General features: G+C 64.8%; 16 protein-coding genes. 6 read left to right on the top strand and 10 right to left on the bottom strand.

Annotated elements, in window-relative coordinates:
- Window positions 1–2: 2 nt before the first annotated feature.
- Genes EN851_RS13700 through EN851_RS13715 form a run of 4 tightly spaced genes read right to left on the bottom strand, consistent with a single transcriptional unit; the run spans window position 3 to window position 2,408 of the window.
- Window positions 3–428: a DUF1178 family protein gene (locus EN851_RS13700; RefSeq protein ID WP_135867523.1), complete on the bottom strand. Its 426-nt coding sequence runs from the start codon at window positions 426–428 to the stop codon at window positions 3–5.
- On the bottom strand, window positions 425–1,291 hold the full coding sequence (locus tag EN851_RS13705) for a carbon-nitrogen hydrolase family protein (protein WP_135929419.1): 867 nt from the start codon (window positions 1,289–1,291) through the stop codon (window positions 425–427). The genes EN851_RS13700 and EN851_RS13705 overlap by 4 nt, the downstream gene beginning before the upstream one ends.
- A gap of 9 nt (window positions 1,292–1,300) precedes the next feature.
- Complete coding sequence (gene grxC / locus EN851_RS13710) at window positions 1,301–1,570, bottom strand: glutaredoxin 3 (RefSeq protein WP_127280365.1); 270 nt, start codon at window positions 1,568–1,570, stop codon at window positions 1,301–1,303.
- 25 nt (window positions 1,571–1,595) lie between these two features.
- Window positions 1,596–2,408 (bottom strand): ComF family protein, encoded by an 813-nt coding sequence (locus tag EN851_RS13715; RefSeq protein WP_135929420.1) that lies wholly within the window; start codon window positions 2,406–2,408, stop codon window positions 1,596–1,598.
- Between the two features lie 65 nt (window positions 2,409–2,473).
- On the opposite strand from EN851_RS13715, the gene EN851_RS13720 reads away from it, so the two are divergent.
- Window positions 2,474–3,346, top strand: coding sequence for a methyltransferase domain-containing protein (locus tag EN851_RS13720; RefSeq protein ID WP_135929421.1), 873 nt, complete (start codon window positions 2,474–2,476; stop codon window positions 3,344–3,346).
- 14 nt (window positions 3,347–3,360) lie between these two features.
- Here EN851_RS13720 and EN851_RS13725 read toward each other — a convergent pair whose 3' ends face one another.
- From EN851_RS13725 to argJ, 5 genes are all read right to left on the bottom strand, one after another.
- Window positions 3,361–3,540, bottom strand: coding sequence for a Flp family type IVb pilin (locus EN851_RS13725; protein ID WP_127280913.1), 180 nt, complete (start codon window positions 3,538–3,540; stop codon window positions 3,361–3,363).
- A 110-nt stretch (window positions 3,541–3,650) separates the two neighbouring features.
- Entirely contained in the window at window positions 3,651–3,965 is a 315-nt protein-coding gene (locus EN851_RS13730; RefSeq protein ID WP_135929422.1) for a hypothetical protein, read from the bottom strand.
- 123 nt (window positions 3,966–4,088) lie between these two features.
- Complete coding sequence (locus tag EN851_RS13735; RefSeq protein WP_127872284.1) at window positions 4,089–4,511, bottom strand: (deoxy)nucleoside triphosphate pyrophosphohydrolase; 423 nt, start codon at window positions 4,509–4,511, stop codon at window positions 4,089–4,091.
- Entirely contained in the window at window positions 4,504–5,256 is a 753-nt protein-coding gene (locus EN851_RS13740; RefSeq protein ID WP_135867586.1) for a GNAT family N-acetyltransferase, read from the bottom strand. Before EN851_RS13740 ends, EN851_RS13735 begins: the two co-directional genes overlap by 8 nt.
- A gap of 29 nt (window positions 5,257–5,285) precedes the next feature.
- Window positions 5,286–6,527: a bifunctional glutamate N-acetyltransferase/amino-acid acetyltransferase ArgJ gene (argJ, locus tag EN851_RS13745; RefSeq protein WP_135929423.1), complete on the bottom strand. Its 1,242-nt coding sequence runs from the start codon at window positions 6,525–6,527 to the stop codon at window positions 5,286–5,288.
- A 113-nt stretch (window positions 6,528–6,640) separates the two neighbouring features.
- Between argJ and EN851_RS13750 the strand changes: the two genes are divergently transcribed.
- Together EN851_RS13750 and EN851_RS13755 are read left to right on the top strand one after the other, a co-directional pair.
- Window positions 6,641–7,921 carry a caspase domain-containing protein gene (locus tag EN851_RS13750; RefSeq protein ID WP_245520740.1) on the top strand — a complete coding sequence of 427 codons (1,281 nt, stop codon included), beginning with the start codon at window positions 6,641–6,643 and terminating at the stop codon, window positions 7,919–7,921.
- Between the two features lie 102 nt (window positions 7,922–8,023).
- A complete protein-coding gene (locus tag EN851_RS13755) occupies window positions 8,024–8,623 on the top strand; it encodes a TetR/AcrR family transcriptional regulator (protein WP_135883459.1) in 600 nt (199 codons plus the stop codon).
- A 75-nt stretch (window positions 8,624–8,698) separates the two neighbouring features.
- Here EN851_RS13755 and EN851_RS13760 read toward each other — a convergent pair whose 3' ends face one another.
- The gene (locus EN851_RS13760) at window positions 8,699–9,625 is read right to left on the bottom strand and encodes a peptidylprolyl isomerase (protein WP_127279460.1); all 927 of its coding nucleotides are present in this window, start codon (window positions 9,623–9,625) and stop codon (window positions 8,699–8,701) included.
- A gap of 261 nt (window positions 9,626–9,886) precedes the next feature.
- Here EN851_RS13760 and secA point away from each other — a divergent pair, with 261 nt between their 5' ends.
- The 3 genes from secA to EN851_RS13775 all read left to right on the top strand — a co-directional run bounded on the left by secA (window position 9,887) and on the right by EN851_RS13775 (window position 15,619).
- A complete protein-coding gene (secA, locus tag EN851_RS13765) occupies window positions 9,887–12,619 on the top strand; it encodes a preprotein translocase subunit SecA (protein WP_135929424.1) in 2,733 nt (910 codons plus the stop codon).
- 319 nt (window positions 12,620–12,938) lie between these two features.
- Window positions 12,939–14,339: a lipopolysaccharide biosynthesis protein gene (locus tag EN851_RS13770; RefSeq protein WP_135929425.1), complete on the top strand. Its 1,401-nt coding sequence runs from the start codon at window positions 12,939–12,941 to the stop codon at window positions 14,337–14,339.
- Window positions 14,339–15,619, top strand: coding sequence for a GNAT family N-acetyltransferase (locus EN851_RS13775; protein ID WP_127872277.1), 1,281 nt, complete (start codon window positions 14,339–14,341; stop codon window positions 15,617–15,619). The genes EN851_RS13770 and EN851_RS13775 overlap by 1 nt, the downstream gene beginning before the upstream one ends.

Raw genomic sequence — 15,619 nt, forward strand, 5'->3', positions numbered from 1 at the left:
GCTCAGTTCCGGTCGTCCGGAAACACTGGAATCGGCATGAAATCGACGCCGTCCTCGGCAAGGCCCTTGGCCTCTTCCAGCGTCGCCTCGCCATAGATGCCGCGCGCATCGGTTTCGCCGAAGTGGATCTTTCGCGCTTCCTCGGCGAACTTGTCGCCGACATAGTCGGCGTTCTCGCGCACTTTCTCGGCCATCGCCTTCAGTTGCGCCAGCGCCTGCTTCTGCGCCTCGCCCATGGCAAGCGCTATGGTTTCCTGCTTGCGGGCCGTGGACACGGCGGGCGCCATTAGCGCCTTCTCGACCTTTTGCGAGCCGCAGCTGGGGCAATCGACGAAGCCGCGCTTCTTCTGGGTGTCGAAATCGTCATTGCTGCGAAACCAGCCCTCGAACTCGTGCTCGTTTTCGCAGATCAGGGAAAAGCGGATCAAGAGGCGGCACCCCTGAGACGTGGCGCGTCAACCTCGCCGGCATTGATGGCGAAATCCCGCGCATTCTTCAAATTCGGGATCTTCTTGCGCGCCGCAAGCGATTGCGCCGGATCGATCTCGGCGACGATCACCCCAGGCTCGTCATGCGCGGCTTCCGCGATGATGCGGCCCCACGGATCGATGATCAGAGAATGCCCATAGGTCTCGCGGCCATCCTCGTGCAGGCCGCCTTGCGCGGCGGCGACGACGAAGGCGCCGTTCTCGATGGCGCGTGCCCTGAGCAACACGTGCCAATGCGCCTCGCCGGTCTGGCGGGTGAAAGCGGCGGGCACGGAAAGCAGATCGGCGCCGGCCATCGCCTCGGCGCGGAACAGTTGCGGAAAGCGCAGGTCGTAGCAGACGGCGAAGCCGAGCTTCGCGCCCCCGATCCCGGCGACGACGGCCTCCGTGCCAGGCTCGTAGGCGGCCGATTCACGCCAGCTCTCGCCATTGTCGAGATCGACGTCGAACATGTGGATCTTGTCGTAGCTGGCGAGCGTCACGCCATCGGGGCCGAACAGGAGCGCGCGGTTGGCGAGCTTGCCGTCGGCGCGCAGGATAGCGGTCGAGCCGATATGCAGGAACACGCCGAGTTCGCGCGCCAGCCTGCGCGCGGTCGCGACGATGATGTCCTTGTCTTCGGAGGTGAAGGACGCGGCGCGCGCTTGCCTGTCGCGGATCAGCGCTCCGGTCATTTCCGGCGTCTGGATGTAGGTTGCGCCTTGGGCCGCGGCCTCACGCACGAATCGTTCGAGATCGACCGCATTGCGCTCGGGGCTCTCGCCTGAACGCATCTGGATTGCCGCTGCCTTGAAAACACCCATTGTCACACCTCAAATCGACGAGCCGTTGGCGAGCAGTTTGTCCAGTCGACCCTCCGCCTCCAGATCATGGAGGTCGTCGCAGCCGCCGACATGCGTGTCGCCGATGAAAATCTGCGGAAAGGTGGTGCGCCCGTGGGCGCGCGACATCATTTCCTGGCGCAGCTCCGGCGAAAACGAGGCGTCGTGCTCGGTATAGGCGACACCCTTGCGCTCCAGCAGCCGCTTGGCCGCCGTGCAGTAGCCGCACATCATGCGCGTATAGATCGTGACATCGACCATGACGAATTCCGTTTCCGTTGCCGACTTATATAGTCGTGGACTCGTCCGCCCGGAAGTCCCCAGGCAACACGCGGGCAAAGGTCAGCACGTCGACGGCGGCAGCGCCTCCCTTTTTCAGCGCCTTGGTGGCGGCACGCACGGTGGCGCCGGTGGTGTAGACATCATCGATCAGAAGCACCCTGCGGCCTGCAATCTCAATCTCCGCCTCGGCGGGCACGCGAAAGGCGGCGCGCACGTTCTCCTCGCGCTCCTGCCGCTCCAGCCCGGCCTGCTGGCGGGTGAGTTTGACACGACGCATGGCGGAAGGCGCGAAAGACAGCCCGCTGAGCTCGCAAACCGAGCGCGCCAGTTCCGCCGACTGGTTGAACCGCCGCCTGAAAAAACGGCGCCAATGCAGCGGCACAGGCACCACCACATCCGCGTCGGCGATAAGGTCGGCGCCCACGCGAACCATCCAGCGCGCCATCCAGGGAGCGAGATCGGTGCGGTCCTGGTATTTCAGCCCTTGCACCATCTGGCGGGCCACGCCGGAATAGGCGACCGCTGCCCGCGCCCGTTCGAAGGGCGGCGGATCGGCGATCGCCTCCGCCGACAGAAAACCATCCCCCATATGATGGGTGAACGGCGTGCCCATCACCGGGCACCAGGGCCGCTCCAGCAGCCGCAGCTTCGGCCAGCAGGCGCCGCACAGCACGCCGGGCTGCGAGACTTGCCGGCGGCAACCGGCGCAGACCGGCGGAAACAGGATGCGCGCCGGCCAGCCCAGAGCCGACCGGGCTGCCGACCCGGCCAGCTTCCTGATCTCGTCGGACTTGATCTTGGGCATCGGATCGGCCACGTGGTTGGTTTCTCGTCGCCCACCATACGAACCATATCAGGGCGCGGACATACAAGGACCATCCCTTGCAGCCTATAATGGATACCTCTCTGTGGCTGGCGCACAAGCGGCGCGCGCTCATCCATCCGGTTGACGGTGCCGACTTCCTCATGCATCGCGCCGCCGAGGATCTTGCCGACCGGCTGGGTGCCGTCGAGCGCAGGTTCGCCAAGGCGGCGGTGCTGTTTTGCCAGACCTCGGCCGCGGCCGACGTCCTTGCGCAGAGCGGCAAGGTAGCCGATATCGCCCGTGTCGAGACGGACGCGGCTTTCCTGAATGGTGCCGCCGGCCTGATTGCGCCGCTCGAGACCGTGCCGTTCGAACCGCAGAGGCTCGATCTGGTGGTGTCGCTTTTGTCGCTGCAAACCATGAACGACATCCCGGGCATGCTGATCCAGATCCGCCGCGCCCTGCGGCCGGACGGACTTTTCCTCGGCGCCTTCGCGGGCGCCGGCACCCTGTCGGAACTGCGCGAAAGCCTGCTTGCCGCGGAGACCGATATCTACGGTGGCGCCAGCCCGCGCGTCATCCCGTTCACCGATGTGCGCGATGCTGGCGCACTGCTGCAGCGCGCCGGTTTCGCGTTGCCGGTCGCCGACGTCGAGACGGTGACGGTGCGCTATGCCAATCTGTTTGCGCTTATGGCCGACCTGCGTTCCATGGGCGAAACCAGCGCGCTTGCCGACCGCAGCCGGCGGCCGGGCTCGCGCAGACTGTTTGCCCGCGCCGCGGAAATCTACGCCGAACGCTTCTCCGACCCCGACGGTCGCGTCAGGGCAAGCTTTTCGATTGTCTGGATGTCCGGCTGGGCGCCCGACGCGTCGCAGCAAAAGCCGCTGAAGCCCGGTTCGGCCAAGGTTTCGCTAAAGACTATACTGGAGGGGCCTGAAGGGCATTGACCTGTTCGCAGGCTCTAGTGCGCGAAAGCGTTCGCAAGCCTGCTGCCGTTGTCGCTGAACAGCCAGGTGATCGAGTTGAAGACCTGGCCGATACCGCCGATGATCGTCAGCGACAGTACGCAGACAATCAGGCCGTATTCGACGGCCGTGGCGCCGTTTTCGTCCTTCAGAAAGCGCAGCAGCACTGTTTTCATCACCTCATTTCCCCCTTGCCACGATCTTACGGCCGATCTGTTAAGAAAGGTTAACGGCAAAGGCTTAACAGGGGATGAAATCGCCGCCTTTCGGCAATGCCTTAACCTTGTCAGCAGTCGCCGCTGCTTTTGCCATCGGAGCGGATAATGCAGACCGCGCCGGGTTCGGCCTGCAACACGCTGCGGCGCACTGTATAGGTGCTGCGGTGGCTGATCGAACCGGTAGCCGTCATGTCGAGGCCGGGGAAACCATCGCGGGCCGTTTGCGAACGCGTCTGGCTGTCGAGGAAAGGGGTCGCGATCAGCGCCAGCGCCACCGCGGCCGACCCGAACAGCAGCGCGATCCGCAGGACGCCCATGCCGGCATCGGCGGCACGAAAACCGCGCTCGGGCCGGATCGAATCCCACTCCCTGTCCAGGCTCATTCCTCGCTCCCCAGCGAAATTGTGGCGGCCACGCGAAAAACGGCCATGCATCAATTTTTCATGATGAGATAAATCTTCCATTAACGCTGGCTGATGGACCGTGGTCCAATCAGCCTTCGATCGTCAGAGGAGATCGATCAGGAACGGGATCAACGGCGCATCGGCCGGCGGCATCGGATAGTCGCGCATCTGTTTCGGCCGCACCCATTTCAGCGCCTGCCCTTCCCTCGGCTGGGCGATGCCGCGGAAGCGGCGGCAGACAAACAGCGGCATCAAGAGATGGAAATCGTCATAGGAATGGCTGGCAAAGGTCAGTGGCGCCAGGCATGGGATTTCGGTTTCGATGCCGATCTCCTCATGCAGTTCACGGATGAGGCATTGTTCCGGCGTCTCGCCGGGCTCGACCTTGCCGCCGGGAAACTCCCACAGGCCGGCAAGCTGCTTGCCTTGCGGACGCTGCGCCAGCAGCACGCGGCCATCGGCGTCGACCAGCGCGCAAGCGGCGACCAGGAGCAGGCGCTTGCCGCCGGATGTCAGATCATTCATGGCCGGGCGGCCGGCGGTAGTGGTAGCGGTAGACTTCCTCGAAGCCGAGCGCGCGGTAGAGCGCCAGCGCCGGCGCGTTGCCGGCCTCGACCTGCAGCCAGGCCTCCCGCGCGCCACGCAGCCGCGCCCATTTCAGCGCCGACAGGATCAGGTTGCGGCCGTGACCCTTGTTGCGCGCCGCCTTGTCGGTGGCGATCTCGAACAGGCCGGCAAGATCGCCGTCATGCACGCAGATCAGCGTCGCCAGCGGCTCCGCCCCATCCTCGAGCGCGAACAGCCCGGCTTCGGGCTGGATAGCGCCGATGATCTCCGACAGGCCCGGCCGCAGCGATATGTCCGAGCCGCTGACCTTGAGCAATGCTCCGATGAAGCGGCTGATGTCCTTGAGCGGAATCTGGTCCATGGCGTCGTCGAGCCGCGCGTCCGCCAACTGCAGCCGCATGACGAGCGATTCGTCGAACCGGCTCCAGCCTTCCTTGTCGAGATGGCCGGCAAGATCGGGGCCCGACAGTGGCGACATGCGGAACGTCAATGGCCGGCCATAGGCGTCGAAGCGGCGGCTGGCGCGGCCAATGCGGTCGGCGATGTGCTGGATGTCGCCGGGATCGAGTGGATTGACCGAGTTCAGCCGCTTGGCCGGATGTCCCGCGGTCAGGCGCACCACCCACGTGCCGTCATAATGGACGGCGGCCGCGGGCCAGGCGCGAAAGCCGGCCGCCTCGTAGCGGCGCACGGTCGCGAGCATGCTTGCCGGATGACGCGAAACCAACGCGATCAGCTCCTGTAGTCGCCGTTGATGGCGACATATTCCTTGGTGAGATCGCAGGTCCACACCGTCGCCTTGCCGCGGCCGATGCCGATATCGGCGCGGATGCGGATGTCATCGTGCTTCATGTAGGCCGAGGTCGCTTCCTCCGAGTAGGCCGGGTCGCGCTCGCCCTCATGCGCCAGCCGGTTGTCGCCGAACCAGATCGACAGCCGGTCGCGGTCGGCGGGCTCGCCGGCCTTGCCGACGGCCATGACGACGCGGCCCCAATTGGCGTCCTCGCCGGCGACCGCTGTCTTGACCAGCGGCGAATTGGCGATCGACAGCGCGATGCGCTTGGCCGAGCGGGCCGACTTGGCCCCGGTGACGGTGACTTCGACCTGCTTGCGCGCGCCCTCGCCGTCACGCACCACTTGCAGCGCCAGCGACTTCAGCACCTTGCCGAGCGCCCGGCGGAACTGACCAAGGCGGGCATCCCTGGGATCGGTGATTTCAGGCGCGCCGCGCTTTGCCGCCTTGCCGGTGGCGAACAACAACAGCGTGTCGCTGGTCGAGGTGTCGCTGTCGACGGTCACCGCGTTGAATGTCTTGGCAGTGCCGCGCGACAAAAGGTCCTGCAGGACCGGTGCCGCGATCGGCGCGTCGGTGGCGATGAAGGAGAGCATCGTCGCCATGTCTGGCGCGATCATGCCGGCACCCTTGGAAATGCCGTTGATGGTGACATCTGCGTCGCCGAGCTTCACCGTCTGCGTCGCCACTTTCGGATAGGTGTCCGTGGTCATGATGGCCCTTGCAGCCTCGGTCCACAGGTTCGGCTTGCCATCGCTGACCAGCCCGGCGAGCAGATGGCTGAACTTGGATGTGTCGAGCGGCTCGCCGATGACGCCGGTCGAAGCCAGGAAAACCTCACCTGGCGTGCAGCCCGCGGCCTTCGCCGCCGCTTCGCCCGTCATCGCGGTGGACTCGCGGCCCTTCTTGCCGGTGAAGGCGTTGGCGTTGCCGGAATTGACGACCAGCACCCGCGCCTGGCCGGCGCCAAGGTTCTGGCGGCAGAAATCGACCGGCGCCGAGGGGCATTTCGACTTGGTGAACACGCCGGCGACCGCGGTACCGGCGTCGAACACCATGGCCAGCAGATCGGTGCGGTTCTTGTACTTTATCCCCGCTTCGGCGGTGGCGATGCGCACCCCTTCGATTTCCGGCATTTTGGGGTATTTCTTCGGCGCGAGCGGCGAAATCGTCGTGGACATGGAGACCTCGGGCGGGAAAATCGCAAGGGGAAGGCCGGTTTGCCCGATACGGCGCGCGGGCGCAAGCGCGTTTTCGTCGCTCCGGCCAGGGACAAACCCGGTCAGGATTAAGCTTGCATTTCAAATCCGTTGGCATCGCCGGGGTCCGTGGCGCTATGATCTTCCCCATGGGCAGGCTTGCGATCCTCGCTTGGGCATTTCTCGGACTTCTGTTGCTGCGCGCCGACGCCGAGCCGGGGCGGCGCGTCGCGCTCGTCATCGGCAACGGTAGCTATGCCGAGGCCGGCACGCTGGCCAATCCGGTCAACGACGCGCTCGACATCGCCGACAAGCTGCGTTCCATCGGCTTCGAGGTCATCGAAGGCAACGACCTCGGCAAGCGCGAGCTTGAACACAGCATCGGCGAGTTCTCCGATGCGCTCGAAGGTGCCGGCGTCGGGCTTTTCTACTATGCCGGCCACGGCCTTCAGGTCGACGGCCGCAATTACATCGTGCCGGTCGACGCCAGGCTCGACATGCCGGTGAAGCTGCAGCTCGAAGCCGTGCCGATCGACGAAGTCCTCGACATCATGGAACAGCAGACCAAGGTCAGCCTGGTCTTCCTCGATGCCTGCCGCAACAACCCGTTTGCCCGCAGCCTGAGCCGCACCGCCACCACCCGCTCGGCGACGGCGCTGGCGGGTCTGGCGCAGTTCGATTCGACGCGCGGTTCCTTCATCGCCTTTTCGACCGCGCCAGGTGCTGTCGCCATGGACGGCAGCGGGCGCAACTCGCCTTTCGCCCAGGCCCTGCTGCGCCATATCGCCGAACCCGGCCAGAGCATCAACGACATGATGATCGCGGTGCGCCGCGACGTGGTTTCGCAAACCCGCGAGGCCCAGCGACCCTGGGAGCAGGGATCGCTGCTCGAACGCTTCGAGTTCGTGCCGGGCGAAGGACCGGTGAAGGCCCCGGAACCGACGGCCGCGCCCGCGCCCTCGACGCAAGTGGCTGCGCTCGAGCGTTCGGTCGGCGACGACAAAAGCGCGATCGAGAAGTTCCTGCGCGACGACTATCTGCAGCCTGACACCAAGGACATGCGCGCGGCCGTCAGACGGCTTTATGGCGCATCCGCCACCATCTTCGGCACGCCTTACGATGCCGAGACGCTTGCGAAGGTGAAGGGCGACTGGTTCGCGCAATGGGCCTCCTGGTCGCTTGGCCTCGACCCCGGCAGCCTCGAGGTTACACCGCACGGCGAGGGCAGCGCCCAGGCCGTCTTTGCCATGAGCTACGACTACACGCCAAAGGACAAGTCGGCGGCGCGCGTGGCCGGCAAGGCGCGGGTGACGCTGGAATTGATCAAGATCGATAAGGGATGGCGCATCGTGTCCGAGACGTCGCAGCCGATGTGACGACCACCGCCTGATGACGGCGCCTCTGCATCCAAAAACGGATCGTTTCGTTTCATCACCGGATCACTTATCATGCCGGCGAATTGAACGAGGACGACAGGAATGGCCGAGGCGGCGGATACGGCGCGCAGATCGATCGGGGCGCGGCGCAATCCCGACAGTGCGGACGCCATTCTGGAGGCAGCCGAGGCCGTGCTCGTCGAGGCCGGCTATGCCGGCTTTTCGATCGAGGCGGTGGCGCGGCGAGCGCGCGCCGGCAAGCCGACCATCTATCGCTGGTGGCCGAGCAAGGCGGCGCTGCTGCTGGAAGTCTACCAGCGCCAGAAACGCGTCGACGTTCCCGATACGGGAAAACTGGAAGAAGATCTCGTCGGCTTCCTGGAGAACCTGTTCTTCCACTGGCGCGAGACATCGTCGGGAAGCGTGTTCAGGTCGCTGATCGCCGAGGCGCAGTCGGATGAGACCGCGGCCGAGGCTCTTGCCGGTTACGCCAGCGGACGCCGCGCCCACACCACCCAGATCATCGAACGTGCCAAGGCAAGGGGCGAAATCGCCAGCGATATCGATCCGGCCGTGGTCGCCGACCTCCTGGCTTCCTACGCGTGGCGGCATCTCCTGACCAACCGGCTCGACGAGCCCGAAGCGACGATTCGCAAGGTGGTCCGCTATCTCCTGCAAGGCATAGCAGCGCCCGGCAGATAGGCGCCCGCTGGCACGTGCCAACAAAAAGGGCGCGGCACCTTCCGGCTGCCGCGCCCTTTTCGAAGCTGTTCGGGCTTACTTGGCGCTTTCCAGCGTATCGACGGCCTTCTTGAGGTTGGCGTCGGGGATCTCGACCTTGGCACCGGCGCGCAGCGATTTGACCAGCGCGAAATACTTGTCGCGGATGACGGCCTGCTTGGCCTGGTCCTTGACCTCGTCGAAGGCCGGCGGCTGCTTGGCGCGCTTGTCCTCGAGCTTGATGACGTGCCAGCCGAACTGCGACTGCACCGGCTGCTCGGTGTACTTGCCGACATCGAGCGCGAAGGCCGCCTTGTCGAACTCCGGCACCATCTGGCCAGGCCCGAACCAGCCGAGGTCGCCGCCATTGGACTTGCCGCTCGGATCCGAGGTGTGTTCGTTGGCGAGCTTCTGGAAGTCGGCGCCGCCGTCGAGCTGCTTGATGATCGCCTCGGCCTCTTCCTTGGTCTTCACGAGGATGTGACGGGCATGCACCTCGTTGACCGGCGGGGTGTTGGCGATTTCCTGGTCGTAGCGGGCGCGAACCTCGGCATCGGTGACCTTGTCGACGACGCCCTTTTCGACCATCTCGCCATGCAGCGCGCGCTGCTGCAGGAAGGCCATGCGGCGCTGGAAATCGGGATCCTTGTCAAGACCGTCGGTAACGGCCTTGGCGGCCATGACACGGATTTCGATCGCCGCCGAAAGGGCGGCGGCGCGGCGCTGTTCAGGCGGCAACTGCGCGAACTGCTGCGACAGCTCGCCCTCGGCAAGCATCAGATCGGCTTCGGTCAAGGGCTGGCCGTTGACGGTGGCGATCACGGTGTTCGGATCGACCGGCGCCGCGGCCGGTGCGGCCGCATCCGCTGGGGCGGCCGGTGCGGGAGCGGTCTCCTGCGCCATCGATGGCGACAGGCAAAGAGCCGACAGGCCGAGGGCCAGGCCAAGGCTGGCAAGCGACGCACGGCTGAACAACAAGGACATAAGAATGACTCCGGTGAGGGATTGTAAGGAGGGCGGCTTCCAGATCGGCCAGATTATGGCGGAATTTGGCGCGACCGGCAGGGCCAGCGCGGCGTTGACATCAGTTGAGCCCCCTCTTATCTGTCCATCGACTTGGCGTCCAGAACCGTTTTCCGGGCGCTTTTTGTGTTTGCCCGCATTCAAGCGGTGCGTTCACGTGGATGTGATGGGGCCGGCCGGCGCCTGTCTCAAGATTGAGAATTCTATCGAAAGGACCATTGGATGGTCAGTCTCGGCGGTCTCGCCCGTAAGGTTTTCGGTTCCTCCAACGACCGTCGGGTCAAATCGACCCGCCCCCGTGTCGAGGCGATCAACGCCATGGAAAACGAGATGCGGGCGCTCTCCGACGCCGAGCTTGCCGGCCGCACGGAAAAATTCCGCCAGGACATCACCAACGGCGCAAGCCTTGACGATCTGCTGATCCCAGCCTTCGCGACCGCCCGCGAGGCGGCGCGCCGTGTGCTTGGCATGCGTCCCTTCGACGTCCAGCTGATCGGCGGCATGGTGCTGCACAATGGCGGCATTGCCGAGATGCGCACCGGCGAGGGCAAGACCCTGGTCGCGACGCTGCCGGTCTATCTCAATGCACTCGCCGGCAACGGCGTCCATGTCGTCACCGTCAACGACTACCTCGCCACCCGCGACTCCGAATGGATGGGCCGCGTCTACAAATTCCTCGGCCTGTCGGTCGGCGTCATCGTCCACGGCCTGTCGGACGAGGAGCGTCGCGTCGCCTACGCCTCCGACGTCACCTACGCCACCAACAACGAGCTCGGCTTCGACTATCTGCGCGACAACATGAAGTACGAGCGCGCCCAGATGGTGCAGCGCGGTCACAATTACGCGATCGTCGACGAGGTCGATTCCATCCTGGTCGACGAGGCGCGCACGCCGCTGATCATTTCCGGTCCGCTAGAGGACCGTTCGGAAATGTACAACACCATCGACACCTTCATCATCAAGCTGCAGCCTCAGGATTACGAGATCGATGAGAAGCAGAAGACCTCGATCTTCACCGAGGAAGGCACCGAGAAGCTCGAGAATATGCTGCGCGACGCCGACCTGCTCAAGGGCGAGTCGCTCTACGACGTCGAGAACGTCGCCATCGTCCATCACGTCAACAACGCGCTGAAGGCGCACCGGCTGTTCCAGCGCGACAAGGACTACATCGTGCGCAACGGCGAGATCGTCATCATCGACGAGTTCACCGGCCGCATGATGCCCGGCCGCCGCTATTCGGAAGGCCTGCACCAGGCGCTCGAAGCCAAGGAACATGTGGCGATCCAGCCGGAGAACCAGACGCTGGCCTCCGTCACCTTCCAGAACTACTTCCGCCTCTACAAGAAGCTTTCCGGCATGACCGGCACGGCGCTGACCGAAGCCGAGGAATTCGGCAACATCTACGGCCTCGAGGTCACCGAGATCCCGACCAACCTGCCCGTTATCCGCAAGGACGAGGACGACGAGGTCTACCGGACGGTCGAGGAGAAGTACAAGGCGATCGTCAGGGAGATCCGCGAAGCCAGCGCCAAGGGCCAGCCGACGTTGGTCGGCACCACCTCGATCGAAAAGTCCGAGCAGTTGGCCGAGCGCCTGCGCAAGGAAGGCTTCAAGGATTTCGAAGTGCTGAACGCCCGCCACCACGAGCGCGAGGCGGCGATCGTCGCCCAGGCCGGCAAGCCCGGCGCCATCACCATCGCCACCAACATGGCCGGCCGCGGCACCGACATCAAGCTCGGCGGCAATGCCGAGATGCGCATCGCCGACGAACTGGGCGACATGCCGGAGGGTCCCGAGCGCGAGGCGCGCGAAAAGGAGATTTATGCCGACATCGAGCGCCTGAAGGAAAAGGCGCTGGCCGCCGGCGGCCTCTACGTGCTCGCCACCGAGCGCCATGAGTCACGCCGCATCGACAATCAGCTCAGAGGCCGTTCCGGCCGCCAGGGAGACCCGGGCCGCTCGAAATTCTTCCTGTCGCTGCAGGACGATCTGATGCGCATCTTCGGCTCCGAGCGCATGGACGGCATGCTGCAGAAGCTCGGCCTCAAGGAAGACGAGGCCATCATCCATCCCTGGATCAACAAGGCGCTGGAAAAGGCGCAGAAGAAGGTCGAGGCCCGCAACTTCGACATCCGCAAGAACCTGTTGAAATATGACGACGTCTCCAACGACCAGCGCAAGGTGGTGTTCGAGCAGCGCATCGAGCTGATGGACGGCGAAGGCCTTTCGGAAACCATTGCCGAGATGCGCGAAGGCGTCATCGACGAGATCGTCGCCAAGGCCATTCCCGAAAACGCCTATGCCGAACAGTGGGACGTCGCCGGCCTGAAGGCCGAGGTCGCCGAATTCCTCAATCTCGACCTGCCGATCGAGGACTGGGTGAAGGAAGAAGGCATCGCCGAGGACGACATCCGCGAGCGCATCTCTCAAGCCGCCGAAGCCGCGGCACAAGAACGCGCCGACCGTTTCGGCCCCGAGGTGATGACCTATGTCGAGCGCTCCGTGGTGCTGCAGACGCTCGACCATTTGTGGCGCGAGCACATCGTCAATCTCGATCACCTGCGCTCGGTCGTCGGCTTCCGCGGCTACGCCCAGCGCGATCCGCTGCAGGAATACAAGGGCGAGGCGTTCGAGCTGTTCCAGGCGATGCTGGGCAATCTGCGCCAGGCCGTCACCGCGCAGCTGATGCGCGTCGAACTGGTCCGCCAGGCCGCCGAAGCCCCGCCGCCGGAAGCCCCCGACATGTTCGGCACGCATATTGACGGCACCACCGGCGAGAATGATTTCGAAGGCGGCGAAACGGCTCTTCTGGTGCGCCAGGAAAGCAACGCCATCGTCGCTCCCGAGGATCGCGACCCCAACAACCAGGCCACCTGGGGCAAGGTCGGCCGCAACGAAGCCTGCCCCTGCGGCTCCGGCAAGAAATACAAGCACTGCCACGGCGCGTTTGCGTAACGGACGCTTCTTCCTTCTCCCCGTCCCTATACGGGGAGAAGGTGGCCCGAAGGGCCGGATGAGGGGCGGCGCCGATTGGCGTTTGTCTGCGACCAAAAACAATGCCTGGCCCGCTCCCGGCGAGCCGATTCGTTTTGCGGATGGCTTTTCTTCTTCCCGCATCCACAGTGCAAACTCCAAAGCCGGCGCCGCCCCTCATCCGCCTGCCGGCACCTTCTCCCCGTGAACGGGGAGAAGGAAGCGCCCCCACCCACGCTTTCTTAAGGTGTCTTCGCTACACCAAAGCGTGAAAAGAGGCGGAAAACGGAGAGAAATCGGGGTGCGCTTTTCCGCGGCCACGACTGCTGGGCGGTTCTTGCCGCAGCGTTTGGCGCTGCGCGTGGGGCCGCTGCTTGACCACATCGACGCCGTGCTGTTCACCGCCGATGAGCGCGGCGAAGCCGGCCGCATGTCGGTCATCGCCTTCTCCATCCGCATCGTCAGCGCCGTCATTGCCTTCATCAGCCAGGTGCTGATGGCGCGCTGGATGGGCTCGTTCGAGTACGGCATTTTCGTCCTGGTCTGGGTGACGATGGTCATCGTCGGCAATCTCGCCTGCCTCGGCTTCCACACATCGGTCATCCGCTTCATTCCCGAATACCGCGAGCGCGGCCTGATGGACGAATTGCGCGGCATCGTCGTGGCCAGCCGTCTGTTCGTGCTGATCGCCTCGACGCTGATCGCGGGCCTTGGCGCCCTCGGTGTCTGGCTGGCCGCACCCTGGATCGAAAATTACTACGTCATACCGTTCATCCTCGGCGTCATCTGCCTGCCGATGATCGCGCTGTCGGATTTGCTGCAGGGGCTGGCGCGTGCCAATTCATGGGCATTGTTCGCGCTATCGCCGACCTACCTGATACGGCCGGTGCTGATCCTGCTGTTCATGGCGCTGATGCTTTGGGCAGGCTACGCCCCCGACGCGCGGACGGCGATCTTCGCCTCGATCGCGGCCACCTACGTCACCACGCTGTCTCAGTTGATCGGCGTCACCCAGCGCATGGAAAGGCAGATTCCGGCCGGCCCGATGAAAGTGCATTTCGCGCAATGGTTCATCGTCTCGCTGCCGATCTTCCTGGTCGAGAGCTTCTTCTTCCTGCTCACCAATGCCGATGTGCTGATGGTCGGCGCCTATATGGATCCCAACGACGTCGCCGTCTATTTCGCCACGGTCAAGACGCTGGCGCTGGTGCATTTCGTCTATTTCGCGGTCAAGGCCGGCGTCGCCCAGCGCTACGCGCAGTTCACCCATGGCGAGCCGGAAAAACTTGCCGCCTTCGCCCGCGAGACGGTATCGTGGACCTTCTGGCCCTCGCTGCTGATGGCGTTCCTGGTGCTGGCGCTGGGCGAACCGATGCTGGTGCTGTTCGGCCCGGAATTCACCTCTGGCTATCCGCTCCTGTTCCTGCTTGTCTTCGGCGTCGTGGCGCGGGCCGCCGTGGGTCCCTGCGAAAGCCTGCTCACCATGAGCGGCAACCAGAATGTCTGCGCCGCCGTCTATGCCATGACCCTGGCCTTCAACATCGGGCTCAACGTGGTGCTGATCCCGCTTTTTGGCTTGTGGGGCGCGGCCATGGCCACCGCCTTTGCCATGATCTTCGAGGCCAGCGCGCTGTCCTTCACGGTCTGGCGCAAGCTCGGCATCGTCATGGCGATCTTCGTGCCAGCCAAAGGAGCCGCCTGATGGCAGCCATCCCCTTGCTCGAGGAAACCAGCGGCGGTCCGGCCGGCGCCATGGTGTCCGGCCTTGCCGGGCTGGCGCGCGACGCCGATCCGGCCCATATCGAGATCCTCGCCAACAACCGGCCCGAGCGCAAACTCGCCATCTACCCGGCATCGGCCGGCTTCGACCTGGTCGAGGAACTGGACTATCTCTGCGCCCGCACGATCGAGCCGAACGTCTTCTTCAACCCCCGCTTCCTGGCGCCGGCCATGCCCCGCCTGGAAGACCGCGAGGTGCGTCTTGCCGTGATCCGCGACGGTGATGAATACCGCAACCGGCTGCGCCTGCTGGTGCCGATCTCGGTGGAACGGCCGGTGGTGCCGCTGGGCGTGCCGGTCATGCGCACATGGTCGAGCCCGTTCGGCCCGCTCGGCACGCCGCTGATCGACCGCGACGATCCGGTCGGCGTGGTCGAGGATTTCTTCTCGATGCTGTCGCGCCCGCATCTGAAGCTGCCGAAAGTCCTGGTCCTGCCTGACATCAGGCTCGACGGTCCGGTGGCGAGCCTGATCGGCACCGTGGCCGAGACGCGCGGCCTGATGCTGGTCACCACGGGCCAGATCTCACGCCCCGTGCTGGAGAGCGAACTCGACGGCGACGATTATCTGAAGGCTTCGCTGAGCGCGCACCATTACCGCGAGTTCCGCCGCCTGAAGCGGCGCCTCGGCGATCTCGGCAAGCTCGAACATGTCGTGGCACGCGGCCCCGAGGAGATCCGTCACGCCATCGAGCACTTCCTGACGCTGGAAGCGTCCGGCTGGAAAGGCCGCGAGCGCACCGCCATGGCGATCGACCGCTTCCGCGCCGCCTTTGCCCGCGAGGCGGTGCACCGGCTCGCCGAACAGGACATGTGCCGCATCCATTCGCTGACGCTGGACGGCCGCACCATCGCTTGCCTGATCGTCTTCGTCGAGGCTGGCGTCGCCTACACCTGGAAGACCGCCTATGACGAGACGCTGGCCGTCTATTCGCCCGGCACGCTGCTGATGATCGAAGTCACCAGGCAGCATCTCGACGACCCCAACATCATGATGACCGATTCCTGCGCCGTGCCCGATCACCCGGTGATGAGCCGGCTATGGAGCGAGCGCAAGCCGGTCGGCACATTGGTGATCGGGTTGACCAGGGATGCCGACCGTCTCGCCCGCCAGGCCGCCTCGCAACTGCATCTCTACCGCGAGACCCGCAACATGGCGCGCCTGCTGCGCAACCGGATGAAGAGCTTGCTGCGGCGGCGCTAA

The sequence above is a fragment of the Mesorhizobium sp. M8A.F.Ca.ET.208.01.1.1 genome, from assembly GCF_004791315.1.
Taxonomy (GTDB): domain Bacteria; phylum Pseudomonadota; class Alphaproteobacteria; order Rhizobiales; family Rhizobiaceae; genus Mesorhizobium.

Excerpts from the sequence above, each read along its gene's own strand:
- EN851_RS13705 (WP_135929419.1), bottom strand. The coding sequence starts at position 1,291 with ATGGGTGTTTTCAAGGCAGCGGCAATCCAGATGCGTTCAGGCGAGAGC.
- grxC (WP_127280365.1), bottom strand. The coding sequence starts at position 1,570 with ATGGTCGATGTCACGATCTATACGCGCATGATGTGCGGCTACTGCACG.
- EN851_RS13725 (WP_127280913.1), bottom strand. The coding sequence starts at position 3,540 with ATGAAAACAGTGCTGCTGCGCTTTCTGAAGGACGAAAACGGCGCCACG.
- EN851_RS13730 (WP_135929422.1), bottom strand. The coding sequence starts at position 3,965 with ATGAGCCTGGACAGGGAGTGGGATTCGATCCGGCCCGAGCGCGGTTTT.
- EN851_RS13735 (WP_127872284.1), bottom strand. The coding sequence starts at position 4,511 with ATGAATGATCTGACATCCGGCGGCAAGCGCCTGCTCCTGGTCGCCGCT.
- EN851_RS13740 (WP_135867586.1), bottom strand. The coding sequence starts at position 5,256 with ATGCTCGCGACCGTGCGCCGCTACGAGGCGGCCGGCTTTCGCGCCTGG.
- argJ (WP_135929423.1), bottom strand. The coding sequence starts at position 6,527 with ATGTCCACGACGATTTCGCCGCTCGCGCCGAAGAAATACCCCAAAATG.
- EN851_RS13755 (WP_135883459.1), top strand. The coding sequence starts at position 8,024 with ATGGCCGAGGCGGCGGATACGGCGCGCAGATCGATCGGGGCGCGGCGC.
- EN851_RS13760 (WP_127279460.1), bottom strand. The coding sequence starts at position 9,625 with ATGTCCTTGTTGTTCAGCCGTGCGTCGCTTGCCAGCCTTGGCCTGGCC.
- secA (WP_135929424.1), top strand. The coding sequence starts at position 9,887 with ATGGTCAGTCTCGGCGGTCTCGCCCGTAAGGTTTTCGGTTCCTCCAAC.
- EN851_RS13775 (WP_127872277.1), top strand. The coding sequence starts at position 14,339 with ATGGCAGCCATCCCCTTGCTCGAGGAAACCAGCGGCGGTCCGGCCGGC.